This window comes from Bacillus paramycoides, from assembly GCF_038971285.1.
GTDB lineage: Bacteria > Bacillota > Bacilli > Bacillales > Bacillaceae_G > Bacillus_A.
The window spans coordinates 3,026,431-3,051,260 of sequence record NZ_CP152427.1 but is presented as its reverse complement, the minus strand read 5'-3'; the positions used below and the strand labels follow the sequence as shown (position 1 = coordinate 3,051,260).

Below are 24,830 nucleotides of genomic sequence, written 5' to 3'. Positions count from 1 at the left end.
ATCTTCTTTTTATTGAATGGGATATTTTATTTCATGCTTTTTGAAAGGGTGTTTTTAATGGATAAAAAAGTATCTGCCATTCCTCAGCCGAAAACATATGGGCCGCTGGGGAATCTCCCATTAATCGACAAAGATAAACCGACCTTATCTTTTATCAAGATAGCGGAAGAGTATGGTCCTATTTTTCAAATTCAAACTTTAAGTGATACGATTATTGTCGTTTCTGGACATGAACTGGTAGCAGAAGTCTGTGATGAAACAAGGTTCGATAAAAGTATAGAGGGGGCTTTAGCGAAAGTTCGCGCCTTTGCCGGAGACGGATTATTTACAAGCGAGACTCATGAGCCTAACTGGAAAAAAGCTCATAATATTTTGATGCCTACATTTAGCCAACGGGCAATGAAAGATTACCATGCCATGATGGTCGATATTGCTGTACAACTTGTTCAAAAATGGGCACGGCTTAATCCGAATGAAAACGTAGATGTTCCAGAGGATATGACTCGCCTTACATTAGATACAATTGGTCTATGTGGTTTTAATTACCGGTTTAATAGCTTTTATCGTGAGACCCCTCATCCTTTTATTACTAGCATGACCCGTGCTCTAGATGAGGCGATGCACCAATTACAGCGGCTGGATATAGAAGATAAACTCATGTGGAGAACGAAACGTCAATTTCAGCATGATATCCAATCTATGTTTTCTTTAGTAGATAATATTATTGCTGAACGTAAAAGTAGTGGAAATCAGGAAGAAAATGATTTACTTTCCCGTATGTTAAATGTGCAGGATCCGGAAACTGGTGAAAAATTAGATGATGAAAATATTCGTTTCCAAATTATCACTTTTTTAATAGCTGGGCATGAAACAACGAGTGGATTATTATCTTTTGCAATCTATTTTTTATTAAAGAATCCGGATAAATTGAAAAAAGCCTATGAAGAAGTAGATAGGGTTTTGACAGATCCTACTCCAACATACCAACAAGTTATGAAACTTAAGTATATCCGGATGATTTTAAATGAATCGCTACGTCTATGGCCTACTGCTCCAGCATTCAGTCTCTATGCAAAAGAAGATACAGTGATTGGTGGGAAATATCCAATTAAGAAAGGAAAAGATCGTATTTCTGTTCTTATTCCACAGTTACATAGGGATAAAGATGCGTGGGGAGACAACGTGGAAGAATTCCAACCTGAACGATTTGAAGAGCTGGATAAGGTTCCTCATCACGCTTATAAGCCATTTGGAAATGGTCAACGAGCATGTATCGGTATGCAGTTTGCACTTCATGAAGCCACAATCGTAATGGGAATGCTTCTTCAACATTTTGAATTCATTGATTATGAAGACTATCAGCTGGACGTAAAACAAACATTAACGCTAAAGCCTGGTGATTTTAAAATTAGGATTCTACCCCGAAATCAAATTATTAGCCATACTACTGTTCTTGCGCCTACAGAGGAGAAACCGAAAAAACATGAAATTAAGCAGCAAGTTCAGAAGACTCCTTCTATTACTGGGGCCGATAATCTTTCGCTTCTTGTTCTATATGGATCGGATACAGGGGGAGCAGAAGGTATTGCAAGAGAACTAGCAGATACAGCTAGTTTAGAAGGTGTTCAAACGGAAGTGGTAGCTCTTAACGATCGAATTGGAAGTCTACCGAAAGAAGGAGCGGTTCTTATTGTAACTTCTTCTTATAATGGAAAGCCGCCAAGTAATGCAGGACAGTTTGTGCAATGGTTGGAGGAATTAAAACCGGATGAGCTAAAAGGTGTTCAATACGCAGTGTTTGGTTGTGGAGATCATAATTGGGCGAGTACCTATCAGCGAATTCCAAGATACATTGATGAGCAAATGGCTAAAAAAGGAGCAACAAGATTTTCTAAACGCGGGGAAGCGGATGCAAGTGGTGATTTCGAGGAACAGCTCGAGCAATGGAAACAAAGTATGTGGTCTGATGCGATGAAGGCATTTGGATTGGAACTTAACAAAAACATGGAGAAAGAACGCAGTACTTTGAGTCTGCAATTTGTCAGCCGTCTTGGAGGATCTCCTCTTGCGCGAACATATGAAGCAGTTTATGCATCTATACTAGAAAATCGTGAACTTCAATCATCTAGCAGTGAAAGAAGCACGCGACATATTGAGATATCCTTGCCAGTAGGCGCTACGTATAAAGAAGGAGACCACCTTGGGGTGCTGCCAATTAATAGTGAGAAAAATGTCAACCGAATTTTAAAACGCTTTGGATTAAACGGAAATGATCAAGTCATATTGAGCGCGAGTGGGCGCAGTGTAAATCACATACCTTTAGACAGTCCTGTTAGTTTATATGACCTTCTTAGTTATAGTGTTGAAGTGCAAGAAGCAGCCACTCGAGCACAAATACGAGAAATGGTGACATTCACAGCATGCCCTCCTCATAAAAAGGAATTGGAATCATTATTGGAAGAGGGAGTTTATCATGAACAAATATTAAAGAAACGTATGTCAATGTTGGATCTTCTTGAAAAGTATGAGGCTTGTGAAATCCGATTTGAACGCTTTTTAGAACTTCTTCCTGCGCTCAAACCGCGTTACTATTCTATTTCAAGCTCTCCACTCGTTGCGCAGGATCGTCTGAGCATTACGGTGGGTGTTGTTAATGCACCTGCATGGAGTGGGGAAGGGACATATGAAGGAGTCGCTTCTAATTATTTAGCTCAGCGTCATAATAAAGATGAGATTATCTGTTTCATTCGAACGCCACAATCAAACTTTGAATTACCTAAAGATCCAGAAACACCAATTATTATGGTTGGGCCAGGTACTGGAATTGCACCATTCCGTGGATTCTTGCAAGCACGTCGCGTTCAAAAGCAAAAAGGTATGAACTTAGGACAAGCACATCTATATTTTGGTTGTCGTCATCCTGAAAAGGATTATCTCTATCGTACAGAACTAGAAAATGATGAAAGAGATGGATTAATCTCTTTACACACAGCTTTTTCTCGCTTAGAAGGACATCCTAAAACATATGTACAGCATTTAATAAAACAAGATAGAATCAATTTAATTTCGTTATTAGATAATGGAGCTCATCTTTATATATGTGGTGATGGAAGTAAAATGGCTCCTGACGTAGAAGAAACCCTTTGTCAAGCATATCAAGAAATTCATGAAGTTAGTGAACAAGAAGCAAGGGATTGGTTGGAACGTGTGCAAGATGAAGGACGATATGGAAAAGATGTTTGGGCTGGAATCTAAATTCTTCTTAATTAGATAAATAATATTTCATTCACGAACTTCTTTCGACTAAGTATAACTTTAAACAAAATAAACTGCTTTATAAAAACCCTGTATTTTTTATTGAATATGGGGTTTTCTTATTTTTAAATAACAGGGACATATATGTTGATTCAAAATCCAATAATCTTTATGCTTTATATAAACAACATGGTAGATTTGAAGTACTTAATAAAAAGGGGAAACATCAGGGAGAAGTAGACTTTAATTTAAACTCAACAAAATGTGTAATTGTTGTTACTCATTCACAAGAAGTTGCAAAAAAATCAGATCGAGCATTTTATTTAATTAAAATGAAGTTAGTAGTAAACGAAATTAAGAATAGTTAAGAAAAAGCTATTTTCGCTCTTAATTAACATAATTTTCGAAATGTATGAATGCTAATATTTGTTATATGATATATTTATCAAATTATTATTCATGTAGTTTCTATGATGAATCTGTAAGATAGTTTAAGGGTTGAATGTGGATTTGAAATAAAGAAACGATTTTTTGAGAGGAGAAAAGTAAATGTTTATAAGAACAGAAAGATTATTAATACGAAATTTTGAATTCAAAGATTGGCAAGCTGTCCATGAGTATACATCAGATAGCAATGTTATGAAATACATACCCGAAGGGGTTTTTACTGAGGAAGATGCAAGAAACTTTGTAAATAGAAATATGGGTGAAAATGCAGAGAACTTTCCTGTGATACTGGTAGACGAAAATATTCTGATTGGTCATATTGTTTTTCATAAATATTTTGGTGAGCATACTTATGAGATTGGGTGGGTATTCAACCCAAAATATTTCAATAAAGGATATGCTTCTGAAGCAGCACAAGCTACATTAAAATATGGGTTTAAGGAAATGAAATTACATAGAATTATAGCTACATGTCAGCCACAAAATATCCCGTCATATCGATTGATGGAGAAAATTGGAATGAGAAGAGAAGGATATTTCAGGAAGTGTATACCCCATGGAAATGAATGGTGGGATGAATATTATTACGCTATTTTAGAAGAAGAGTAGTGTCTCAGTATGCATGGTTCAAATCAAGATCATAATTAAAATTGTGCTATCTTTTCAACCGAACATCCAATAGCAATAGCTCGCAAAGGAAGCAACCATTGGATAAAAACTGAGGATGTTAATAAATCACACTGGGCATTAGATAATTATCAAGAAGAAGGAATCAGAGTACACAACTGGTTTGTTGACGATAGTGTGGTTATTTACCATAGAACAGTTGCCACATTAATAAATACTTTAATTGAACACGGGTTTTCGCTGGATAAAATAATCGAACCACAATCAACTTTGGCAGGGATAGAGAAAATACCAGATTTAATAAACGAATCACGAAGTCCATCTTTTATTATAATCAAGTCAAAAAAAATAATATTTAAAAATATCTACCGCAATCTGGGAGCTTTTATTGAATTACGAAAACAGCCGTTTCATTAAAGAATGGCTGTTTTTTTAAAACATAACCTAAAGTCGTTAAACTGTATGCATTCGAATTGAAAAATATTGAAAATAGGGGTGAGTGAAAATGGCATATTTATTACAGGTTGATTTTCCGTTTGAAGGTCCTTTTGGTGAAGAAATGGAAAAAGCATTTTTGGATTTAGCAAAAAGTATTAATGAAGAAGAAGGATTCCATTGGAAAATATGGACGGAGAATGAAGAAACGAATGAAGCTGGAGGCATCTATGTATTTGAAGAAAAACAAGATGCTGAAAAATACGCGGAAATGCACAAAAACAGACTTCAAACATTTGGTGTTAAAGATATTAGAGTAAGAATTTTTGCCATCAATGAAAAGTTAACGAAACTGAATCGTGGTTATAGTAAATAATAAGGGACACAGAATTCAAAAAAGAAGGGGATAAGCCCTTCTTTTTTTGAATTGATGCTACAGAAAGAATAGCGTTTTTTTTATTATAGGAGCATCTCTATTTGATAGTTTAATATCGATGTGACAATACCTCATTATTGTTTTTCAGACTTCCCTTGTTCTAGAATGTATGCTTCTTCTTGTTCCGATGTCGCTAATTCGTATGCTTGACCAGTGCTGTTATTATCCAATTCCCATAATAAATTATGCTCCTCAACGGATTGAGAGAAATCGCCTTCATACCAACGAACCAAAATCTTGAGGTACTGTTCTTTATGTTGCAAGGTTCCACTATTACTTTCATCAATTACTCGACGTACTGCTTCGATGTTTTCTGCATTCTTAAGAATGTCATTGAAATGTACGAATAGATGTTAGTGCAGCAAAATAAATTGTGTTATGATATGAGGAAATATAAGCTATGTAACGGAGGGAATAACATGCCGCATGTTGTGTTTCGTGGAATTACTACAGAACAATTAAAAAGCATAAGCAAGCCATTAGTAGAAGAACTCGCAGATATCTGTGAGTGTGGTACGGATAATTTCACCTTGGAACTACCAAGTTCTACGTTTGTATTCAATGGAGAAGAAATAGAAGCGTTTCCTCTTATTGAAGTGAAATGGTTCGAGCGTGGACAGGAAATTCGTGATCGATTTGCCAAGGCTATTACTACATATGTAATGGATTTTGGGCTTCCAGAAGTAGAGGTTGTATTTACGGTTTTCACAGAATCAGCGTATTATATTAACGGGAAGCATTGTGCAAGTTAGAGCTATTGGAAAGATTTTTATAACATTAAGAAAAGAAATAGGAGAGAATATCCTATTTCTTTTTATTTCTATAAAAAAATATAACTGCTAAATCTAAAGTAATGATAATAATTAGAAGAAATACTTCTATAAGTGCATCAGTTTTCCCATGTTGCAAAGACTTTATAAAGAAATCCCATTCTGTTTCATAGGGAGGCTCTGCCCAATTTCGTTGCATTCCTAACACTATTCCATTTACGAAAAAGATAATACTTAATAGGATTCTTCCAATAAATGCGGCAACTACTTGTAAACTCCAATGCTTTATTTTGATTACATACAGAATAGGGAATAGTATAAGTATCCAAAAAATAATAATATAGATTGTATGGATCATTCTCTACTCCTCATAAAATGATTGTTTTTAATATAGGCGATTCTTTTGGTTGAAGATATGTTTCATTAAAAATAAGGGCCGGAATTCCGGCGCCTTTTCTATCCTAAAGTCTTACTCTATCTCTCCGTCTCAAAAAACTCAATCCATTCTCCATCAGGACCAGCAAAGAATATGTAACGTGTTCCATCTGGTAATGTTTCAATTTCATCTCCTAGTAAAAAGATTACTTTATGTTTATTTAGTCTTTTAATTTCATCTTCTAATGAATCCACTTTAAAGCAAATGTGATGTACTTTTCCTTCTGCCGGAAGAGAAGAGTTATAACCTTCAATGAGTTCTAGTATCGTTTCCTTTGATTCTTCCACACCTAAAAAAGCGAGTTTTAAGTCTGGATTCGGGTGTCCCATACGTTTAATGAGCTGTAAGCCAACTACTTCTTCATAAAATGAAATAGATGTTTCTAAGTTTGCGACCATAAGTCCGACGTGTTCAATTCTTCTAACTGACATGTAGATTCCTTCTTTCTGAAAATTATATACAATATATTATTGAAAATTAAGAAAATAAGCAAGATAAAAACCTTACAAATTTTAGCGTGTTATATGGTATAGTGAGAAAGTATGTTTGGGGAGAAGGAAGGAGATTATACGATGAATACACCTACTCAAACTCCTTCATTATCGGAAACGATGAAAGAGTGGCATTATGCATTAGCGTATGAAATTAAGCATTGGAAAACGATAGGTGGTAGTAAAATTTCTATCATGAACGGTCGTTTTTTATATACAGATTATGAAAGTACAGTATATGTATTTCAGCTTATTTCGGAAGTAAGCTTACCGGAAGGTTCACCAATTCGAATTGAGTTCGATGGTGAGGAAGCGACAGGAGAAGTATTATCTGTACATGGATTAGAAATAGAATTGAAATTAAATGATTATATACAAGGTGAAATACGAGAAGCTGTTTTATACAGTGAACCGTGGCAATTGTTAGAGCAACTGCAAGAGCGATTGAAAGAAGCGCGTAAAGATAAGTTAAAACGTAATCGTATAAAGCGTCTTGTTGACGGGACGAGTAGTCCGAAGCATATTGAGAAGATGAAAAATCCGAAAAATGAATTGGCGTATCGTTCATTTTATAATCCGACAACGTACGTATGGGGACCGCCTGGAACAGGGAAGTCTTACAATTTATCACGTATTATATCGGCTCATTATCAAAAAGGAAAATCTGTACTTGTATTAGCTCATAGTAATGCGGCAGTGGACGTATTAATGAGTGAAGTAACGAAGCAAATTGAAAATAAAAAGAAATGGACGCCTGGTGAAATTGTTCGTTACGGTTATAGCCAGCATGATCATATACGAAATCATGAAACGTTACTTGCGTCGAAGCTAGTTGAAACGACGAACGGGTCTTGGGGAGAAGAAAGACTCTATTTAGAAGAAACACGCCAAGATCTTCGTGAAAAGATTTTATCATATAAAGCGACTTCTGCTGATAAGAAGCGTATACAAGAGATTGAAAGTGATCTTCGAAAGCAAAAAGCGAAAATTAAAGAAGTAGAAAAAGAATATATTGAAAATGCGAAAGTAATCGGTGCGACTTTATCGAAATGTGCGATTGATTCACTTATTTATGAGCGTACGTTTGATTTAGTTGTCGTAGATGAAGTGAGTATGGCATATGTTCCGCAAATTGCGTTAGCTGCTTCACTTGGAAAACGCATCGTCGTTTGTGGTGACTTTTTACAGTTACCTCCAATTGCGATGGCAAACCATGAACTCGTTCGAAAATGGCTTGGGGAAGATATGTTTTACCATGCGGGGATTGTTGAGTCTGTTAATAAATCAGAAGCACATCCGAACCTCTTTATGTTGCAAGAACAAAGACGTATGCATGCAGATATTTCGAAGTTTACAAACTCATTTATTTATAAAAATAGAGTATATGATCATCCGTCTGTTTCAGAACGTAAAGAACTTGCGCAACTACAACCGTTCGCAAATGAGGCGAGCGTTTTATTTGATACGAGTCTAATGGGTGCCTTTTCGTTAAAGGACGCTGCTTCAGGTTCTCGTTTTAACATTATGTCTGGTTTAGTAGCGATGCAAATGATGTTAATCGGATTGTTAGATGGTGTTCAATCAATCGGTGTTGTTACACCTTACAGAGCGCAATCCCGCTTTTTATCAACGTGCATTAGAGAAATGTTGCAGAGAACGAAATATCAAAACATACCTGTTTTAGCGGCGACGGTTCATAAGTTTCAAGGTTCTGAAAGAGATATGATGATTTTTGATACAGTGGATAGTTATCCGCAAGAACGACCTGGCGTGTTATTCTTTGACCATAAAAACCATCGCCTCGTCAATGTTGCAGTGACAAGGGCGAGAGGGAAGTTCATTCAATTATCAGATTGTCATTATATGCGTAAAAACCTTTCGAGAAAACAAGCGTTATCACAATTAACAGCTCATATAGAACGTCACGGAGATGTGTATGACCGCACGACATCACGACAATTGTGGGAACGAAAAATTTCGAAACGTTTACGCTGGTTTATGGAAATGAATCTTGAAGAGCCAAAAGGGTTATTGAAAGATATTTTAGCGGCAAAACGAAAAATTATTATTTCACTTCCAAGTACAAAACAAGTGGATAAGCGAGTATGGCAAGCGTTAATGCGTTCAAATGTGCAAATAACAGTGTATAGTGATGGACCAGTTCCATTAAAAAATGTAAAGTTACAAAGACAAAATAAAGCATTCCCGTTTATCGTAATTGATGATGAAATCTTTTGGGCAGGGGCACCGCTCACATCTCAAATGATGTTTGAAGGTAGTACGGAATTTCCGTACGTATGTGCAAGACTGCAAGCACCAGAAACAATTGGTGTTTTAAAAGGATTTTTAGATATTCGGTAAATTCGGATAGGAATGCCTTGACTTTTAATCGGAATGAACTTAGAATGAATATAATTTAATATAATTTTATGAAAATTCTTATCGCGAGAGGTGGAGGGACTGGCCCTATGATACCTCGGCAGCGGATTCGTTATGAATACTGTGCCAATTCCAGCAAGGTAACTTGAAAGATAAGAAAGAAGCTCATTTTGACTGTATATGCAGAAGCCTCTTTCTATCTTTTAGAAAGAGGCTTTTTTACGTGAAAATATAAGGGGGAAGAAAAATGGGAGCGACAGGAGTAACGTCACAAAGAAAAACAATTGAAGAGAGTATTGAAAGAAATAAGGAAAAGTACATAGAAACAAGTCACGATATTCATGCGAATCCGGAGATTGGTAACCAAGAGTTTTATGCATCAAGAACGTTGAGTTTATTGCTAGGGAGTGCAGGATTTCAGTTGCAGCACAATATAGCTGGACATGAAACAGGTTTTATCGCGCGAAAAAGTTCAGGAAAACAAGGACCAGTTATCGCATTTTTAGCTGAGTATGATGCTTTACCAGGACTTGGTCATGCGTGTGGTCACAATTTAATTGGCACAATTAGCGTTGCGGCAGCGATCGCATTATCAGAAACGCTTGAAGAAATTGGCGGGGAAGTTGTCGTGTTTGGAACACCAGCTGAAGAAGGAGGGCCAAACGGTAGTGCGAAAGCGAGTTATGTAAAAGCTGGTTTATTTAAAGATATTGATGCGGCACTTATGATTCATCCGAGCGGAAAAACAGCGACAACAAGCCCTTCACTAGCAGTCGATCCACTTGATTTTCATTTTTACGGAAAAACAGCTCACGCCGCAGCTTCACCAGAAGAAGGAATTAACGCATTAGATGCGGTCATTCAACTGTATAACAGCATTAATGCACTTCGCCAACAACTTCCATCAGATGTGAAAATTCATGGCATTATTACTGAGGGCGGAAAAGCACCTAACATTATTCCTGACTACGCTGCAGCAAGATTCTTCATCCGTGCAGCAACGCGAAAAAGATGTGCAGAAGTAACAGAAAAAGTAAAAAACATTGCACAGGGAGCAGCGTTAGCAACAGGTGCGAAAGTAAAAATCCATCAATTCCAAAATGAAATCGATGAATTACTCGTAACAAAAACATTTAATGAAGTCGTAGCCGAAGAACTAGAATTACAAGGTGAAGACGTAAATCGGAAAGAAAGATTTGGCATCGGTTCAACCGACGCAGGAAACGTAAGTCAAGTCGTACCGACCATTCACCCGTACATTAAAATCGGGCCAGATGATTTAATTGCACATACGAATGAATTTAGAGAAGCAGCACGTTCAGAACTTGGAGATAAAGCATTAATTACATCCGCAAAAGCAATAGCAAATATGGCGTATCGATTAATTACGGAAGAAGGGTTGTTAGAGAAGGTGAAGGAAGAGTTTAGAGAGGCGCAGAGGAATCAGGGGTAAGGGGATTAAGGTACTTTTTTCGAATAGAGATCTAATTAATAAGTAGAGATATAAAAAAGAACATTGAAATATCAATGTTCTTTTTTGTTACTAATCATTAATTTTGTTGGATTTTCTCATAAAGGAAAAGCTTTTACTGTTAGCGGAGGATAATACGTATCCTTTATTAGAAAGATAATTTCTCCTCAAACTCACTCTTTAAAACAATTAAAGGAGATGACAAGCCAAATTGCATTAAAGAGTCTAAAAATGCAGCGAGAGAATCCATCGAATCGCTCATAACTTTCATCATATAATTAAACTCCCCACTAATTCGATATAAATCTGTTACTTCAGGAGCGGCATTACAAAATTGGATAAAATCAGAGCATTGGCTCGTTTTAAACATGATGAATGCTTGAATGTTTTTATTAATTTTGGAAGGCTCAAATTTCGTTCGGTAAGCCGCTATAACGCCTTGATCTTCAAGTTTATTAATACGTTCCTTTACAGCCGGTTGCGTCATGGATATAATTCGGCCTATTTCTGAAACAGAAATTCTCGCATTTTCATACAACAAGTTCATAATTTTATGATCGATTTCATCCAGTTTTACTGCGTTTTGCATTGTGTAGCCTCCTTGTTTTGTTTTCTAAAGTGAATCATAAATTATAACTATAATATCATAAGTGAACTAACTAAATTACCTATAAATCTGTATTTAAAATGATTGGTTTTTGCATGAAAATATAAGTATAGGATTTATCAAAAGGGAATTTAGGAAGGATGGAAAAAATGAAGAACCTTGATGGGAAAGTAGCATTAGTAACAGGAGCGAGTCGCGGAATTGGCCGTGCGATTGCGATGAGATTGGCGAAAGATGGAGCATTAGTTGCGATTCACTACGGCCGAAATAAAATAGCTGCAGATGAAACGATTAGTGAGATTGAATCTAATGGAGGAAAAGCGTTCTTAATTGAAGCTGAACTCAATTCAATTGATGGTGTCAAAAAGCTAGTAGAACAGTTAAAGAATGAATTACAAATAAAAGTTGGTACATCAGAGATTGATATTTTAGTAAACAATGCAGGGATAGGTACACAAGGAACGATTGAAAATACGACAGAAGAAGTTTTTGATGAAATTATGTCTATAAATATTAAAGCACCATTCTTTTTAATTCAGCAAACATTACCGTTACTACGAGCAGAGGGGCGCGTGATTAACATTTCATCAGCTGAAGTAAGGCTTGGTTTTACAGGCTCAATTGCATACGGCTTAAGTAAAGGTGCGCTTAATACGATGACACTGCCTCTAGCTAAACATCTTGGAGAAAGAGGTATAACAGTGAATACAATTATGCCTGGATATACGAAGACAGATATGAATACGAAATTGCTAGATAATCCGGAAATACGAAATTTTGCTATGAATTCATCTGTGTTCGGACGAATAGGGCAAGTTGAAGATATTGCAGATGCAGTAGCATTCCTTGCTTCTTCTGATAGCCGCTGGGTAACTGGGCAGATTTTAGATGTTTCTGGAGGGTTTTGCTTATAAAGGCACTACTCCATACTCATCACGCTAATTTATAGAAAGATAGACATACTAAAGAAGTCTATTAAAACGTGATTTTTTCGCTAGGCAACTGGAATAAGGGGGCTATTTTTAATTATTCGTAATCTAAAATAATCAAATTTTATTTTACAGTAGCAATAAACAAATTTATTGACCGCGCGGTACAAAAAGAGTATTCTATTCATGTTATCTTTAAAATGAGAGGAGGATACGATTGAATAAACGCGGCAGACCCCGAGAGTTTGATTATTCCTCAATTGTAGATGTTGCAATGAAAACATTTTGGTTAAGAGGATATGAGGGGTGTTCTACACAAGATTTATGCAGTGATACAGGACTTGGAAAAGGAAGTTTATACAATACTTTCGGTAGTAAACATGAACTGTATAAACAAGTATTAGAACGCTACCATGAAATTGGGATTAGGGAACAAAGGAAATTGTTAGCTACTCCAATTCCAGTTAAAGAACGATTAAGTAATTTTTTTGAATGGGCATTGAAAGAAGACTTTGAGAATATTAATCAAAAAGGATGTTTATTGATTAATGCCAGTATAGAACGTGCTAAAAACGATTTAATGGTACAAGAAATTTTCTCGAAGCATGTTGAACTTCTTAAACAAGCTATTGAAACAGTGATGGAGGAAGGATTGCAAACAGGTGAAATTTCAAAGAAGCAATCAGCTGAGGATTTAGCTAGTCTGCTTTTAAGCAGTTATTACGGATTCCGTGTTCTTAATGTATCGATGCAAAATCGGATGTTGTCTGAACAAGTTATCAAAGGAACAGTGGAGTCTATTTGTGGCGCTTAGTGCGCTCTTTTTTCACACTATTTTTGTACCAATCATTACAATAATGAATAAGGAGTGTTTTTATGTCATCGATTATTTATTTATTAGCTTTAGCAATCTTTTGTATGACTACATCAGAATTTATGGTTGCAGGTATGATGAATGAACTTGCTCTTGCATTCCAGGTTTCTGTATCATCTATTGGGTATTTAATTTCAGCTTATGCAGGAGCAATGGTAATAGGAGGTCCCATTTTAACTGCAATCCTCTTACGAATGCGCAGCAAACAAGCATTATTGTTTTTAATGTTCGTATTTTTAATTGGTCAATCGCTCGGAGCTATTGCTTGGAACTATGATATTATGATGATTTCACGTATTATAACTGGTATTGCTTCAGCTTCAGCTTTTGGAGTTGCGATTTCCTTTTCTGCAACATTGGTTCACTCTGATTCAAGGGGAAAAGCTGCATCAATTGTACTTGCAGGTTTAATGTTCGCAACTGTATTAGGTTTACCTATAACAACCGTTATTTCGCAATATTTTGGCTGGCGTATTAGTTTTGGGGCTGTTTCGGTTCTTGTGCTAGTATCAGGGATTATGATTCAACGGTTGTTACCATCATCTTCAAATAAAGAACAATTAAATTGGAAAGACGAACTTCTGCGATTTAAGAATATTCATCTTTGGGCAGCGTACGTAACAAGTATGTTCATTATTGGTGGTACGTTTGCAGCATTTAGTTATTTCACTCCTATCTTTACAAATGTCACAGGCTTTTCAAGTGCAAGTATTCCATATTTACTTGCTCTCTATGGCAGTGCGACGGTAATTGGGAATATAATAATTGGCAAGTTCGCTGATAAATTTACAATGAAAATACTTATGGGTGGATTAATTATATTAATCATAGCGTTGTCTTTATTTGCTTTAAGTGCAGAGAATAAATACATTACAGTTATTTCTACGATTTTTATTGGTTTAACTGGTGTAGCATTGAATCCAGCTATGGTTGCGAGAGTGATGAAAACAGCTAGTAATGGAATAATGATAAATACCGTTCATAGTTCTTTTATTACGCTAGGTATTGTTATTGGTTCGTCACTAGGTGGTCTTGGGATCAGTAAAGGATATGGTTTTGTATCTCCGCTATGGATTGGAGCTTGTTTAGCTATCCTTGGGGTAATTTCGTTATTCCCATATTTACATAAAGGAAAGGTAGATTAAGATGTTTAAAATTTCTTTATATGGGGGAGCACCACATTACTACCAAGCTAATACTTTCATATCCCCCTAAATTAAATTTTTCTTTCTCTACAGATAGCTATTCTGAGAAGCCGCTCATTTTTTCGTTTTGGGGGCATTTCTTTTTCTTAAGTTGATGGGTATGTATGGTGACCCCTATTAGGCGATAGTGAATTAACAATTTCGGGGTTCAGTTCAACTTTATTCAAAATAAGATTTTTTTGCAGTAAAATCAATGTTAGTAGAATTTTTTTAATCAAAATTTTTTTAAAATTAACATAAATACTTGCAATATTTAAATTAGTACTATATAGTTCTAGTTATGACAAAGGTAAAATTAATGAATCAAAAACGTGTGATTGAAGTAGCTGCAACATTATTTTTAGAAAAAGGGTTTGCTTATACAAGTATGGATGAATTAGTACGTGTAAGCAAAGTTTCAAAGTCTAATGTGTATTATCACTTTTCTAATAAGGAAGTACTATTAGAAGGGGTCGTTGATTATTGGATCGAAATGTATCAATCTGCAATTGATGACGTACTTTCTCAGAACCAATTTTTAGTTGAAGATCGTATCCAACAGTTTTTAAAGCAATTATCACAAGGAGTTCAGTCGAGAGAGTATAAGGGGAGCTGTCCATTTATTACTCTTTATATTCAAAGTCCTACACAGGCCACGCAAATAAAAGAAAAAATAGGTCTTTTTTTTACAGGATTACAAAAGAAAGTTTCTCTATTACTTAAACAAGGGGTAGAGAATGGAGAATTCAGAAATACGATTAATATTGATGAGGTTGCATCACTTTTTATTACAAATCTTGAAGGAGCGTTATTTATTTCAGAAACATTGAAGGATGCAACTGTAGTTACGAAAACAGCAGATCATTTTTTTAAATTGCTTCGATAAAAGAAGCATTTTTTTTACATCAAATTAGTACTGAATAGTACTAAAAGGGAGATTTTATATGAGAACAGTATTTTTAACTGGTGGAACAGGCTTTATTGGAAAGCAATTAGTGAAAGAATTAGCCAAAGAGGATGTTAAAATTCTTCTTTTAGTGAGGTCGAAAAGTAAAGCAATACGCATTTTTCAAGAAAGAGGCATCTTAAAAAAGGCAGTTATGCACTTTATTGAAGGTGATTTGACGAAAATTGATTTAGGTCTAAGTGCTGAAGATAAGGAGAGGGTGTTGAAAACGGATGTGATTATTCACGCAGGAGGCCCCATGGATATTCAAGCGACAAGTAAAGAGGCAGCTTCCGTATTTTTAAATGGCGCGAAACATATTAGTGAATTAGCTAAAAGTATTCATCAATTGAAGGGCTTGCAACAATTTATTCATGTTGTAGGTTATATGAGTCCCTTTGATGATAAAAATAGCAAGATTGCAATTGATGTGTTTCAAGACGGAAACAATTATTTGAAAATAAAAAATCCATATGAGAGAACAAAATTTTTAGCAGATCTTTATATCCGTCAGCAGGCATCAGCAGTAGGTTATCCGCTTTCTGTAATTAATCCGCCAACTGTAGTCGGTAGTAGTAAAACAGGGAGTACAGAGCAGATAGCAGGATTAGGTTTGCTTGTGATGAGTATGCGAAGAGGGCTCATGCCAGTGATTCCTGGAGGTAAGGGATATAGGTTACCACTTATTTCAAACGATGAGTTTGCGAAGTTTATTGTGCAGGTTTTCAGGTTGGAGCAACCGACTATTCAAACATATACACTTGTTGAAGACAAACAGCACGATCAGAACATTGCTGAATTATTAAGTATTATGTCGGAAAGTATGAATATGAGGGCACCAAAAATCTCGGTTCCAATGCCGCTTATGAAAACAATTATGAATAGTGGAGTAAGTAAAATAACAAAAATTCCTTCTGATGGACTGAATTTTATTACAAAACGAAAATTTTCAAATGTTTCAGCGAAAAAAATTATGGGAGGAGATTGGTTTAAGAAGACGAGTGTAATGAAATTTTTCCCTGCCGTAGTAGCTGATCTGGATTATCGAATGATGTATCAAAATGGCCAGCATAATCATTTATTTAAACGAACATTATGCAATAACACTACCCTTTACCAATTACAAGGAGAGGGTAAACCGTTTATTTTATTACATGGTTTATTGAGTGATGGAGAGGATTTATTTCCTTTAGCACAAGAGCTTCATGAAAAAACTGGTCAACCTGTATGGATCTTGGATCTTCCAGGTTTGGGACGTTCTCCTTTTAAACGAGAGAAAAATCTTCTAGATATCTATTTGAATGTAGTGAAAAAGTTATTGGAGAAAGCTACTAATGGTGCACATCTAATTGGTCATTCATTCGGTGCATTTATTCTTCTGGAAGCATTGGTACAAGAGTACATAGATAAGAAGTATTCAATCACTTTACTTCAGCCACCTGTTGTTAAAAAAAATGCTAAATCGCTAAATGTTCCTCAATTTATGAACAAATGGACATTAAAACTGGCAACTACTAATTTCATAGAGCGATATTTATTAAGTAATGGTTTGTTTGAAAGTATAGAGAGCATCCCTGAACATTATATTGAAAAAATAAGGAACAGTTTTACTTCTCCTAGAATTTTAAATACTACGGTTCAGCTTAACAGTTTACTACTGAAAAACGATCAAGGTGATTTCAATGAAGTAACAAAGTATAATCTTCACATTATTTGGGGGGATTATGACAGAAGTTATTCTGCTCCATCGCATCTTGGTAAGGTTGATTTTGTTCCATATGGCCATCATTTTCCTCTTAGCCATCCGAGTGAAACGGCAACATTAGTAATAAAAAATAGTAATACTAGTAGATGAGAGTGTGGGATAAATAAAAAATGTGTAGTAAGAACGTTGTGTCTTTGAAATAAAATCGTACTGTTTGGGGTCCCGCCAACAAGACGCGAATTTTGCACGCTAAGAAAAAATACAATAAGCTGTCCATATGGGCAGCTTATATACATAATTCTCGTTATTGGAAGTTAATCTATATTGTTCTTAAATAAACTTAATATTTGTTGAGCATCTGTATCCCTTATTATATAATGTTCGAGATTTTTTTGTTCTTCATTGTCTTGACGAGCAATTACAACTTTTTTATTCTCTAGCCAAATTAAATATGTTTCACTGGAACTATCTTGGTAATTTACATTCATTTGATAATCAATATTTGCCTTGGCCTCATCATCTAGCAAAAGAGGAATAACTCTTTCTCGATCCTTATCTATTCCTGCATGTTCCATAGATTTAATAATTTGATCAAACTCTAGATTTATAGCTGTTTTTTTATTTTTTACCTTAGTTGATATAAGCTCAATTTTCTTTATTTCCTTTCCTTGAAAGAAAATTTGTTTGCGATTTTCCTCTTGTTGTATTGAGGCAGTTTTTACTTTTGGTTGTTCAGTAGTAGATGTACTACCAGTGTTTGTCTCAGTCGAACAAGCGGATAAATATAGGAATAATGATAAGGTCAGAAATGATATATTTTTATTCATAAATTAACTCCTTTTTTTATGGATAATATTCTCTTTCACCATGTAATAAACCTTTTTAAAGGGGAGAAGCTATCTACTCTTCGTATGAATACCTTATACACTTGAAGTTAACATAACGTCTCATTGTCGGTAGCAAGTTTTTCATTAAATCCTTGTTTTTACTAAATTTTTTGTCTCTATGTCTATCTATCTCTTATACAAGATTTTATACATCATTGATATAGCGGGGATTCTAGGGATCTTCTCTATTCTTTTTTGCATAAAATCTTGTATAAAAAAGTAGTTAGACTAGTGTGTTTTCTCCGGTTCATTTCAAAATATAATTGAAAATTCATCTTTAAATTAAAAAAAGTGTTACCTATATATATTAATAACTTCGAAATATTGTATAACAGATAATTTTTATTGTGCTAACGAATCAGGATAGTGTGGCGACTGACCAACTAAATAGTTGCTTATTCTCGATTATTAGAAGGGAAGTTCTATCATTTCGCGAATTTATTAGACATAGACGAGCGCTATAATTTTCTATATGTACATAAAGAGGTGACTACGCATGAATCAAAGACCGTCAGAAGAAGAATACGCCGGGAGCTCCGGTGAATATATCCGTTTGGTGCCGGACGGTAACATCATCGATATTCTGTTCGCCCAGGAAAAGCAAATGATCGAGCTACTGGCATCGTTGACCGAAAGCCAGGCTGCATATCGGTATGCGGAAGGAAAATGGACGCTGAAAGAAGTCGTGGGCCACATTGCAGACGCGGAACGCGTCATGACCTACCGCCTGCTCCGGTTCGCAAGAGGGGACCAGACGCCGTTGACCGGTTTCGATCAGGAATTGTTCATGCCTCCTTTCGGAAGTTGGACAACTGAGCAATTGGCCGAAGACTACCGGGCCGTACGGCAATCAACGATCACATTGCTGCGCGGGCTACCGGCGGAGGCGTGGACCCGAAAGGGCACAGCCAACAACCTAAGCATTACGGTGCGCGCCCTCGCGTACGGCATCGCAGGACACGAACTTCATCACATGGGGGTCATCCAAAATCGGTACTTGAGTTAATCGTCGGGTGAGGATCAACTGTTAATAGAAAAGTTAAGTGGTGTGAGTTTGCGAGCAGAACATATTAACCCGATATATAAAATCGTTATAGAGAGTATTCCAGCACTATGTGATTCGCAAAGTAGCAACGTTCGTTTATCGGAAAGAAGTAAACTAGTTACAAAAAGCGGACTCGTTTTACAAATTTCTAACGGTAAATGGCAAACTGATGATGACGAATTAAACGATAAACTAAACGATATTCAAAAAACGGAAAAGGATTTAGTACAGCAAATGGTAAAAGTGAAAACGAAAGAGCCAACTCATACAAGTAGGCTCTTTTGGTTTCTTTGGGATATCCTTTATATTTCATTATATTAATCAAAAAAATTGATTAATTAGTTGCATAAAGAGCTAAACTACATATATACTATAAACATCAAAAAAAGTTGGTGAAGGGAGAGTGAACTAAAATGGCACAAGATTTTCAGCCCTATGAGAAAAAATTCAAAGCATTAGCGGATCAGAAGCGTTTAGAGATTATGTATGAACTTTGCCAGCGAGGCCAGACTTGTGTATGTGATTTAACAGAGATTTTTGAAATGACGCAATCTAAATTGTCCTATCATTTAAAGATTTTATTAGATGCAGGTTTAATTGTAAAAGAAACAAAAGGTACGTGGAGTTATTATGATTTAAATGATGCGGAAGTAAATAATTTATTATCAGAAGAATTATGCTGTATCTTTAGAAAAACAGGCAAAGGTAGTTGTTGTTAAAATTTTGCGTTATTAATCAAAAAAAATTGATTAATAACATATAAAGAGGAGGAATAAGCTATGAGATATGTTCATGTCGGTATAAATGTTACGGATTTAGAGAAGTCTATTGAATTCTACGAAAAGGTATTTGGTGTGTCACCAGTTAAGGTGAAAGTAGATTATGCAAAATTTTTATTAGAGACGCCAGGACTTAATTTCACGCTAAACGTACGAGATGAAGTGAAGGGAAATCAGGTAAATCATTTCGGTTTCCAAGTGGATACAGCTGAAGAAATTACGTTACATAAAGAAAGATTAGAAAAAGAAGGTTTCTTTGCGCGTGATGAGATGGATACGACTTGTTGCTATGCGGTTCAAGATAAGTTTTGGGTAACGGATCCTGATGGGAACGAGTGGGAATTCTTTTATACAAAAGCACAGAGTGATGTTCATAAAATAGAAGAGGCACCTTGTTGCACGACTTCTAACGTAGTAGAACAAAATTCTTGTTGTTAATAGGAGATGGAAAATAAAATGAAACGTTTATCTTTTCTAGATCGATATTTAACACTATGGATTTTTCTAGCTATGGCTGTTGGGATTGGTTTAGGGTTTGTATTTCCTAGTGTAGTAGACGGACTGAATACATTACAAGTTGGAACAACGTCTATCCCGCTTGCTGTTGGTTTAATTGTCATGATGTATCCACCATTAGCAAAGGTTCGTTACGAGGAAATGGGTCGAGTATTTAAAGATGTAAAAGTATTGGTTTTATCTTTAGTACAAAACTGGATTATTGGACCTGTACTTATGTTTGTTTTAGCAATTATTTTTCTTCCAGATAAGCCAGAATACATGGTCGGGCTCATTATGATTGGTTTAGCACGTTGTATTGCAATGGTTATTGTTTGGAACGACCTTGCAGATGGGGATAAAGAGTATGCGGCAGGTTTAGTGGCTTTTAACTCAGTATTTCAAATGTTATTCTTCTCCGTTTATGCATACGTGTTTGTAACAGTCATTCCAGAATGGTTAGGAATTGAAGGGGCTATTATCGATATTACAATAATAGAAGTAGCGAAATCCGTATTTATCTATTTGGGAATTCCTTTTATAGCAGGTATGTTGACACGCTTTGTACTCGTTAAGTTAAAAGGAACACAGTGGTATGAAAAGGTGTTTATACCTAAAATTAGTCCACTTACATTGCTGGCATTGCTATTTACAATCATCATTATGTTCTCTTTAAAAGGGGAAATGATTGTTAGCGTGCCACTAGATGTTGTAAGAATAGCGATTCCGTTATTAATCTATTTTATTGTCATGTTTTTTGTTTCTTTCTTTATGGGAAGAAAAATTGGTGCAAACTATCCGGTGACTACAACGTTAGCATTTACAGCAGGTAGTAATAACTTTGAGTTAGCAATTGCTGTAGCAGTTGGTGTGTTTGGTATTCATTCAGGCGCAGCATTTGCAGCTGTTATCGGGCCGTTAGTGGAAGTACCTGTAATGATTGCACTTGTAAACGTCGCTTTTTGGTTTAAGCGTAAATATTTTAATGATCAACCAGTATAATTTAAAAACAAAGGTGGAAAACAACATGGAAAACAAAAAGACAATCTATTTCTTATGCACAGGAAATTCATGCCGAAGCCAAATGGCAGAAGCATGGGGGAAACAATATTTAGGTGATAAGTGGAATGTATATTCTGCAGGAATCGAAGCACACGGAGTAAATCCAAATGCTATTAAAGCGATGAAAGAAGTAAATATTGATATAACAAATCAAACTTCGGATGTAATTGATGTAAATATTTTAAATAAAGCTGATATAGTTGTTACCCTTTGTAGTCATGCAGATTCTGTTTGTCCTTCGACACCTCCGCACGTAAATCGTGTTCACTGGGGATTCGATGATCCAGCAGGAAAAGAGTGGTCTGAATTTCAACGTGTCCGTGATGAAATTGGAGAACGTATAAAGCAATTTGCTGAAACAGGGGAGTAAATAAAGGAAAGAGCCAATCTTCTATCGTATAGGGATTGGCTCTTTTATATTAGTCATGACTGCATTGGTTCGCATAAATTACTGGAAAATAGAGGATGTTCTATTGGATTGATAAAGTTAGAAGTGTATTTAATCATGTAGGTGTTCACAAATAATAAAGTCATTTAAAAGATAATAAAGTTGTTTAGAATTAGAGATGGTATGATGAATAATCACACTATCTTTTTCTTTTTATGTATAATTAAATAAAAGGATTTTTGGATATTAAAATAAAGGGTAGTATATTAGCGCAAGGGGGAGAATGATGGATAAGTTGTTACAAGAAATTATAAATTGGTTAAAGATGAGAGATGAACAAATTGTTATCGGTATTTCAGGACATGGTGCAGCTGGAAAAACAACGTTTACTAATAGACTCGTAAAGCTACTAAATCAAAATGAAGTAAATTATATTAATACAGATCCTTACATTGTTAGTTCAGATATCCGCAAGCATGCAGTGATTCACTATACATATCAAAATGAAAATCATCGTTATAAAATGACAGCTTGTCATCCAGCGGCGCACCATTTGGCAGCTTTAGAAAGAGATATTCATATGGTTAGAGCGGGGCTAGATTTTTATACGATAGATACGCATTATATGAAAAGTAAGTTGATTTCTTCGGAAAATAAAGTAACGATTGTGGAAGGAATGAGCGCCGCATTTATTAATCCTGATTTATTTGATTTGAAAATTTATTTTTATACAGATGGCGAAACGGAACTAATGAGAAGATCAAGCCGGGATATAGCTGAAAGGGGAGCCGATATAAATTATTTAAGGCAGTCTCATGAAGAACGCCGGATTCAATATGAAGTATTTATGCATTCGTATAGTCAGCGTTTTGATATAATTATCAAAAATTCTGATGAAACAATATGTTTAGAAAAAAATACATTTGAGTTTTATAAAGTTTAAATGAAAATCCTCAATTTGTTAATTGCATTATGACGCTTAATTTTTCTTATTTAGTACTTGTATTAAACAAATGTATTATTTAATCAATAATACATTCACTATGAAATAACTAGATTTTTAAAAAGATATAGTAGCCTTCTTTCATCTACATAGATAGAAGGCTACTATAATTTTGGCGGCAAAATTACATAACTGTATTATTACTCACAGTAGGAGTTATATCTTAAAAATCTTCACTTTAAAAGGTTTTATTCGGAAGTACAAAAATGAATTTTTGTATGTAAGGAGAATAGGATGAAACAAATAATAAAAGACATATTAATAAACTACTTTAAAGAAATTCATTCACTACTAGTTGAAGAAGAACTACATAAGAACAGTTGGAATACAGATTTACACTACAAAATTATAGTGAATGGAAAGCGGTATTCCGCACGGTTTATTAATAGCGATCGAACAATCAATCCAGCCTTTGGGACGTTATCTAATGAACAATTGAAAGAGCAAGTACGGTTTACGTATTATTTACGAGAGCATGGAATTCCGTTTATGGAGATTAAGGAGAATATGGCGGGGTATTACTTTACATTACTCACTTGGAATGAGGAACAGTACCGGTTTGTATTGTCTACTTGGATTGAAGGAGAACATATTACTCATTGTACAGAAACGATGGCAGAAGTCTTTGGAAAGGAAGCAAGAAAGATACATGATATTTCTAGTACGTTTCAAAGCTCGGCTTTTCAAAAGAAATCTCATTTAGATGGATATGGTGAGTTTATCAAGCTATTAGAAAGTAATGGTTGTACAAGTAAGGAATTGAAAGAGTATATAGATTTCGCTAAGTACCATATAGAATGCGCACATACGAGTGATTTGGAGTGTATTGTACAAACTGATTTAAATCCTTTAAATGTCATATGGGATTCAAATCAATGTGTAAAAGGAATTATAGATTTTGAATCGATTGCATATGTTGATCGTATTGAAGGATTAGCCTTTTTAATAAAATGGTATTCCCGGACAGAAGGAATACAGTCGCATAAAGTATGTTCGAAAGTTGCTAGAGCATTTTTAGAAGGGTATAAAGCTAATAACATTTTAAATTCAAATGATTATAAAAGACTTTCTTCGTTGCTGTGGTTATCAGGCAGTTTAAATTGGAACTTTGTTAAAAAGACGTTGAGCCTAATAGGTGACGAGAGTGCATTAGTAGAACATTTGAGAGTTTATAAAAGAAGAGGAGAAAGACTGTCGTCATTGTTAATTTGTAGATAACATTTATTCTTCTAATTTTGGATGCGAAAAAGAAAGTATATGAGGTGTTCAAAAAATGAAAATACAAATTGTATTGTTTGATGGTTTTGGAGAGCTTGTCTCTTTTGCACCTTTTGAAGTATTGAAAAGAGCGATAGAAGAAGGGGCTCCGTTTACGGTTGAACTCGTATCAAGTGAACGAAAACAAGAAGTTACTACCTCGTTTGGAGTTACGGTTACACTACATGATTTTTTACGAATGGATAATCGCCCAGATTTGTTAATTGTACCTGGTGGTGGCTGGAATCATAAAGCTGAGCACGGGGCACGAAAGCAAGCAGAGCTTGGTACTCTGACTAAAATGATTAGAGATATGCACAACGAAGGAACGATTGTTACGGGAGTTTGTACTGGAGGTATGTTACTAGCTGCATCCGGTATATTGAATGATAAAAAGGCAACAACGCATCATTTGGCGCAGAGTGAAATGAGTGAATATGGAGCAGAACTTCTTCCTTACAGAATTGTAGATCAAGGGAATGTTATTACTGCAAGAGGAGTTACTTCAGGACTTGATTTAGGACTTTGGATCACGGAAAGATTTGCAAGTCCTAAAATTGCAGCTGCTGTTGAAAATAGAATGGAATACGAGCTGCGAGGTGTTGTTTGGAAGTGATTTAATTTTAACCATGTTTTTGCTGTAGAGTGTATCAAATAGTATAAAAGAGGAAGATCCAACTCATACGAGTAGGCTCTTTCTCTTTTATACTATATTGCTTGTCTTTCACAGTAATATCTTTTTTTTAAAATCATAAAATAGATAATATATTTTGTTCCACATTGATAATTATTTTCATTATATATTTATAAATTAGTAAAATTAAGTTTACAAATTTGCGTATAGCTTATATAATTTGACTCATATAAAAAAGTTTCCTTAAGGAAACTTTATCGTGAATTTACATTCGCGTTATATTTTTTT

At 35.2% G+C, this 24,830-nt stretch carries 25 protein-coding genes, 2 pseudogenes and 1 riboswitch; of the genes and pseudogenes, 22 read left to right on the top strand and 5 right to left on the bottom strand.

The window, feature by feature from the left end:
- Positions 1-57: 57 nt before the first annotated feature.
- From cypD to AAG068_RS15750, 5 genes and pseudogenes are all read left to right on the top strand, one after another.
- Entirely contained in the window at positions 58-3,255 is a 3,198-nt protein-coding gene (cypD, locus tag AAG068_RS15770) for a bifunctional P-450/NADPH--P450 reductase (RefSeq protein WP_342714915.1), read from the top strand.
- A 260-nt stretch (positions 3,256-3,515) separates the two neighbouring features.
- A pseudogene (locus AAG068_RS15765) lies at positions 3,516-3,623 on the top strand (ABC transporter ATP-binding protein); the annotation flags it as partial.
- 181 nt (positions 3,624-3,804) lie between these two features.
- Positions 3,805-4,311 (top strand): GNAT family N-acetyltransferase, encoded by a 507-nt coding sequence (locus AAG068_RS15760; protein WP_001968677.1) that lies wholly within the window; start codon positions 3,805-3,807, stop codon positions 4,309-4,311.
- Positions 4,312-4,359: 48 nt separating this feature from the next.
- Positions 4,360-4,746: pseudogene (locus AAG068_RS15755) on the top strand (hypothetical protein); the annotation flags it as partial.
- An 88-nt stretch (positions 4,747-4,834) separates the two neighbouring features.
- Complete coding sequence (locus AAG068_RS15750) at positions 4,835-5,140, top strand: monooxygenase (RefSeq protein ID WP_098254585.1); 306 nt, start codon at positions 4,835-4,837, stop codon at positions 5,138-5,140.
- A 134-nt stretch (positions 5,141-5,274) separates the two neighbouring features.
- On the opposite strand, the gene AAG068_RS15745 is transcribed toward AAG068_RS15750, so the two are convergent.
- Positions 5,275-5,508 carry a DUF6241 domain-containing protein gene (locus AAG068_RS15745; RefSeq protein ID WP_329375463.1) on the bottom strand — a complete coding sequence of 78 codons (234 nt, stop codon included), beginning with the start codon at positions 5,506-5,508 and terminating at the stop codon, positions 5,275-5,277.
- A 111-nt stretch (positions 5,509-5,619) separates the two neighbouring features.
- Here AAG068_RS15745 and AAG068_RS15740 point away from each other — a divergent pair, with 111 nt between their 5' ends.
- Complete coding sequence (locus tag AAG068_RS15740) at positions 5,620-5,952, top strand: DUF1904 family protein (RefSeq protein WP_001120970.1); 333 nt, start codon at positions 5,620-5,622, stop codon at positions 5,950-5,952.
- Between the two features lie 52 nt (positions 5,953-6,004).
- On the opposite strand, the gene AAG068_RS15735 is transcribed toward AAG068_RS15740, so the two are convergent.
- Together AAG068_RS15735 and AAG068_RS15730 are read right to left on the bottom strand one after the other, a co-directional pair.
- Positions 6,005-6,328 (bottom strand): hypothetical protein, encoded by a 324-nt coding sequence (locus AAG068_RS15735; protein ID WP_166688362.1) that lies wholly within the window; start codon positions 6,326-6,328, stop codon positions 6,005-6,007.
- A gap of 116 nt (positions 6,329-6,444) precedes the next feature.
- Positions 6,445-6,837, bottom strand: a complete 393-nt coding sequence (locus tag AAG068_RS15730) for a VOC family protein (RefSeq protein WP_166688363.1) — start codon at positions 6,835-6,837, stop codon at positions 6,445-6,447.
- A gap of 111 nt (positions 6,838-6,948) precedes the next feature.
- Between AAG068_RS15730 and AAG068_RS15725 the strand changes: the two genes are divergently transcribed.
- Both AAG068_RS15725 and AAG068_RS15720 read left to right on the top strand, forming a co-directional pair.
- The gene (locus AAG068_RS15725; RefSeq protein WP_166688364.1) at positions 6,949-9,258 is read left to right on the top strand and encodes an AAA domain-containing protein; all 2,310 of its coding nucleotides are present in this window, start codon (positions 6,949-6,951) and stop codon (positions 9,256-9,258) included.
- 75 nt (positions 9,259-9,333) lie between these two features.
- Positions 9,334-9,435, top strand: a riboswitch (SAM riboswitch).
- Between the two features lie 88 nt (positions 9,436-9,523).
- The gene (locus AAG068_RS15720; protein ID WP_342714914.1) at positions 9,524-10,729 is read left to right on the top strand and encodes a M20 family metallopeptidase; all 1,206 of its coding nucleotides are present in this window, start codon (positions 9,524-9,526) and stop codon (positions 10,727-10,729) included.
- A gap of 166 nt (positions 10,730-10,895) precedes the next feature.
- On the opposite strand, the gene AAG068_RS15715 is transcribed toward AAG068_RS15720, so the two are convergent.
- Complete coding sequence (locus AAG068_RS15715) at positions 10,896-11,336, bottom strand: Lrp/AsnC family transcriptional regulator (RefSeq protein WP_001178565.1); 441 nt, start codon at positions 11,334-11,336, stop codon at positions 10,896-10,898.
- A 167-nt stretch (positions 11,337-11,503) separates the two neighbouring features.
- On the opposite strand from AAG068_RS15715, the gene AAG068_RS15710 reads away from it, so the two are divergent.
- From AAG068_RS15710 to AAG068_RS15690, 5 genes are all read left to right on the top strand, one after another.
- Complete coding sequence (locus AAG068_RS15710) at positions 11,504-12,268, top strand: SDR family oxidoreductase (RefSeq protein ID WP_247998377.1); 765 nt, start codon at positions 11,504-11,506, stop codon at positions 12,266-12,268.
- A gap of 232 nt (positions 12,269-12,500) precedes the next feature.
- Entirely contained in the window at positions 12,501-13,097 is a 597-nt protein-coding gene (locus tag AAG068_RS15705) for a TetR/AcrR family transcriptional regulator (protein WP_166688367.1), read from the top strand.
- Positions 13,098-13,159: 62 nt separating this feature from the next.
- Entirely contained in the window at positions 13,160-14,302 is a 1,143-nt protein-coding gene (locus tag AAG068_RS15700; RefSeq protein WP_166688368.1) for an MFS transporter, read from the top strand.
- Between the two features lie 358 nt (positions 14,303-14,660).
- Positions 14,661-15,227 carry a TetR/AcrR family transcriptional regulator gene (locus AAG068_RS15695; protein ID WP_166688369.1) on the top strand — a complete coding sequence of 189 codons (567 nt, stop codon included), beginning with the start codon at positions 14,661-14,663 and terminating at the stop codon, positions 15,225-15,227.
- 58 nt (positions 15,228-15,285) lie between these two features.
- The gene (locus AAG068_RS15690; RefSeq protein WP_247998376.1) at positions 15,286-17,142 is read left to right on the top strand and encodes an alpha/beta fold hydrolase; all 1,857 of its coding nucleotides are present in this window, start codon (positions 15,286-15,288) and stop codon (positions 17,140-17,142) included.
- A gap of 164 nt (positions 17,143-17,306) precedes the next feature.
- On the opposite strand, the gene AAG068_RS15685 is transcribed toward AAG068_RS15690, so the two are convergent.
- The gene (locus AAG068_RS15685) at positions 17,307-17,819 is read right to left on the bottom strand and encodes a hypothetical protein (RefSeq protein WP_166688371.1); all 513 of its coding nucleotides are present in this window, start codon (positions 17,817-17,819) and stop codon (positions 17,307-17,309) included.
- Between the two features lie 556 nt (positions 17,820-18,375).
- On the opposite strand from AAG068_RS15685, the gene AAG068_RS15680 reads away from it, so the two are divergent.
- The 9 genes from AAG068_RS15680 to AAG068_RS15640 all read left to right on the top strand — a co-directional run bounded on the left by AAG068_RS15680 (position 18,376) and on the right by AAG068_RS15640 (position 24,524).
- Positions 18,376-18,885, top strand: coding sequence for a DinB family protein (locus AAG068_RS15680; protein WP_166688372.1), 510 nt, complete (start codon positions 18,376-18,378; stop codon positions 18,883-18,885).
- Positions 18,886-18,933: 48 nt separating this feature from the next.
- The gene (locus tag AAG068_RS15675; protein ID WP_243870302.1) at positions 18,934-19,245 is read left to right on the top strand and encodes a hypothetical protein; all 312 of its coding nucleotides are present in this window, start codon (positions 18,934-18,936) and stop codon (positions 19,243-19,245) included.
- A gap of 92 nt (positions 19,246-19,337) precedes the next feature.
- Positions 19,338-19,643 (top strand): arsenical resistance operon transcriptional regulator ArsR, encoded by a 306-nt coding sequence (gene arsR / locus AAG068_RS15670; RefSeq protein WP_074595470.1) that lies wholly within the window; start codon positions 19,338-19,340, stop codon positions 19,641-19,643.
- A gap of 60 nt (positions 19,644-19,703) precedes the next feature.
- Positions 19,704-20,141, top strand: a complete 438-nt coding sequence (locus tag AAG068_RS15665) for an ArsI/CadI family heavy metal resistance metalloenzyme (RefSeq protein WP_004411740.1) — start codon at positions 19,704-19,706, stop codon at positions 20,139-20,141.
- Positions 20,142-20,159: 18 nt separating this feature from the next.
- Positions 20,160-21,200, top strand: a complete 1,041-nt coding sequence (gene arsB / locus AAG068_RS15660) for an ACR3 family arsenite efflux transporter (protein ID WP_166688373.1) — start codon at positions 20,160-20,162, stop codon at positions 21,198-21,200.
- A 25-nt stretch (positions 21,201-21,225) separates the two neighbouring features.
- Positions 21,226-21,630, top strand: coding sequence for an arsenate reductase (thioredoxin) (arsC, locus tag AAG068_RS15655; protein ID WP_071759159.1), 405 nt, complete (start codon positions 21,226-21,228; stop codon positions 21,628-21,630).
- A 304-nt stretch (positions 21,631-21,934) separates the two neighbouring features.
- The gene (locus tag AAG068_RS15650; protein ID WP_071759158.1) at positions 21,935-22,591 is read left to right on the top strand and encodes a uridine kinase family protein; all 657 of its coding nucleotides are present in this window, start codon (positions 21,935-21,937) and stop codon (positions 22,589-22,591) included.
- A 294-nt stretch (positions 22,592-22,885) separates the two neighbouring features.
- Complete coding sequence (locus tag AAG068_RS15645; protein WP_166688374.1) at positions 22,886-23,869, top strand: phosphotransferase enzyme family protein; 984 nt, start codon at positions 22,886-22,888, stop codon at positions 23,867-23,869.
- A 55-nt stretch (positions 23,870-23,924) separates the two neighbouring features.
- On the top strand, positions 23,925-24,524 hold the full coding sequence (locus AAG068_RS15640; RefSeq protein WP_166688375.1) for a DJ-1/PfpI family protein: 600 nt from the start codon (positions 23,925-23,927) through the stop codon (positions 24,522-24,524).
- Positions 24,525-24,830: the final 306 nt, after the last annotated feature.

What these genes read in the sequence shown, in the direction of transcription:
- cypD (WP_342714915.1), top strand. Translation starts at nt 58, where the DNA reads ATGGATAAAAAAGTATCTGCCATTCCTCAGCCGAAAACATATGGGCCG.
- AAG068_RS15760 (WP_001968677.1), top strand. Translation starts at nt 3,805, where the DNA reads ATGTTTATAAGAACAGAAAGATTATTAATACGAAATTTTGAATTCAAA.
- AAG068_RS15750 (WP_098254585.1), top strand. Translation starts at nt 4,835, where the DNA reads ATGGCATATTTATTACAGGTTGATTTTCCGTTTGAAGGTCCTTTTGGT.
- AAG068_RS15740 (WP_001120970.1), top strand. Translation starts at nt 5,620, where the DNA reads ATGCCGCATGTTGTGTTTCGTGGAATTACTACAGAACAATTAAAAAGC.
- AAG068_RS15735 (WP_166688362.1), bottom strand. Translation starts at nt 6,328, where the DNA reads ATGATCCATACAATCTATATTATTATTTTTTGGATACTTATACTATTC.
- AAG068_RS15730 (WP_166688363.1), bottom strand. Translation starts at nt 6,837, where the DNA reads ATGTCAGTTAGAAGAATTGAACACGTCGGACTTATGGTCGCAAACTTA.
- AAG068_RS15725 (WP_166688364.1), top strand. Translation starts at nt 6,949, where the DNA reads ATGTTTGGGGAGAAGGAAGGAGATTATACGATGAATACACCTACTCAA.
- AAG068_RS15720 (WP_342714914.1), top strand. Translation starts at nt 9,524, where the DNA reads ATGGGAGCGACAGGAGTAACGTCACAAAGAAAAACAATTGAAGAGAGT.
- AAG068_RS15715 (WP_001178565.1), bottom strand. Translation starts at nt 11,336, where the DNA reads ATGCAAAACGCAGTAAAACTGGATGAAATCGATCATAAAATTATGAAC.
- AAG068_RS15710 (WP_247998377.1), top strand. Translation starts at nt 11,504, where the DNA reads ATGAAGAACCTTGATGGGAAAGTAGCATTAGTAACAGGAGCGAGTCGC.
- AAG068_RS15700 (WP_166688368.1), top strand. Translation starts at nt 13,160, where the DNA reads ATGTCATCGATTATTTATTTATTAGCTTTAGCAATCTTTTGTATGACT.
- AAG068_RS15695 (WP_166688369.1), top strand. Translation starts at nt 14,661, where the DNA reads ATGAATCAAAAACGTGTGATTGAAGTAGCTGCAACATTATTTTTAGAA.
- AAG068_RS15690 (WP_247998376.1), top strand. Translation starts at nt 15,286, where the DNA reads ATGAGAACAGTATTTTTAACTGGTGGAACAGGCTTTATTGGAAAGCAA.
- AAG068_RS15685 (WP_166688371.1), bottom strand. Translation starts at nt 17,819, where the DNA reads ATGAATAAAAATATATCATTTCTGACCTTATCATTATTCCTATATTTA.
- AAG068_RS15680 (WP_166688372.1), top strand. Translation starts at nt 18,376, where the DNA reads ATGAATCAAAGACCGTCAGAAGAAGAATACGCCGGGAGCTCCGGTGAA.
- arsR (WP_074595470.1), top strand. Translation starts at nt 19,338, where the DNA reads ATGGCACAAGATTTTCAGCCCTATGAGAAAAAATTCAAAGCATTAGCG.
- AAG068_RS15665 (WP_004411740.1), top strand. Translation starts at nt 19,704, where the DNA reads ATGAGATATGTTCATGTCGGTATAAATGTTACGGATTTAGAGAAGTCT.
- arsB (WP_166688373.1), top strand. Translation starts at nt 20,160, where the DNA reads ATGAAACGTTTATCTTTTCTAGATCGATATTTAACACTATGGATTTTT.
- arsC (WP_071759159.1), top strand. Translation starts at nt 21,226, where the DNA reads ATGGAAAACAAAAAGACAATCTATTTCTTATGCACAGGAAATTCATGC.
- AAG068_RS15650 (WP_071759158.1), top strand. Translation starts at nt 21,935, where the DNA reads ATGGATAAGTTGTTACAAGAAATTATAAATTGGTTAAAGATGAGAGAT.
- AAG068_RS15645 (WP_166688374.1), top strand. Translation starts at nt 22,886, where the DNA reads ATGAAACAAATAATAAAAGACATATTAATAAACTACTTTAAAGAAATT.
- AAG068_RS15640 (WP_166688375.1), top strand. Translation starts at nt 23,925, where the DNA reads ATGAAAATACAAATTGTATTGTTTGATGGTTTTGGAGAGCTTGTCTCT.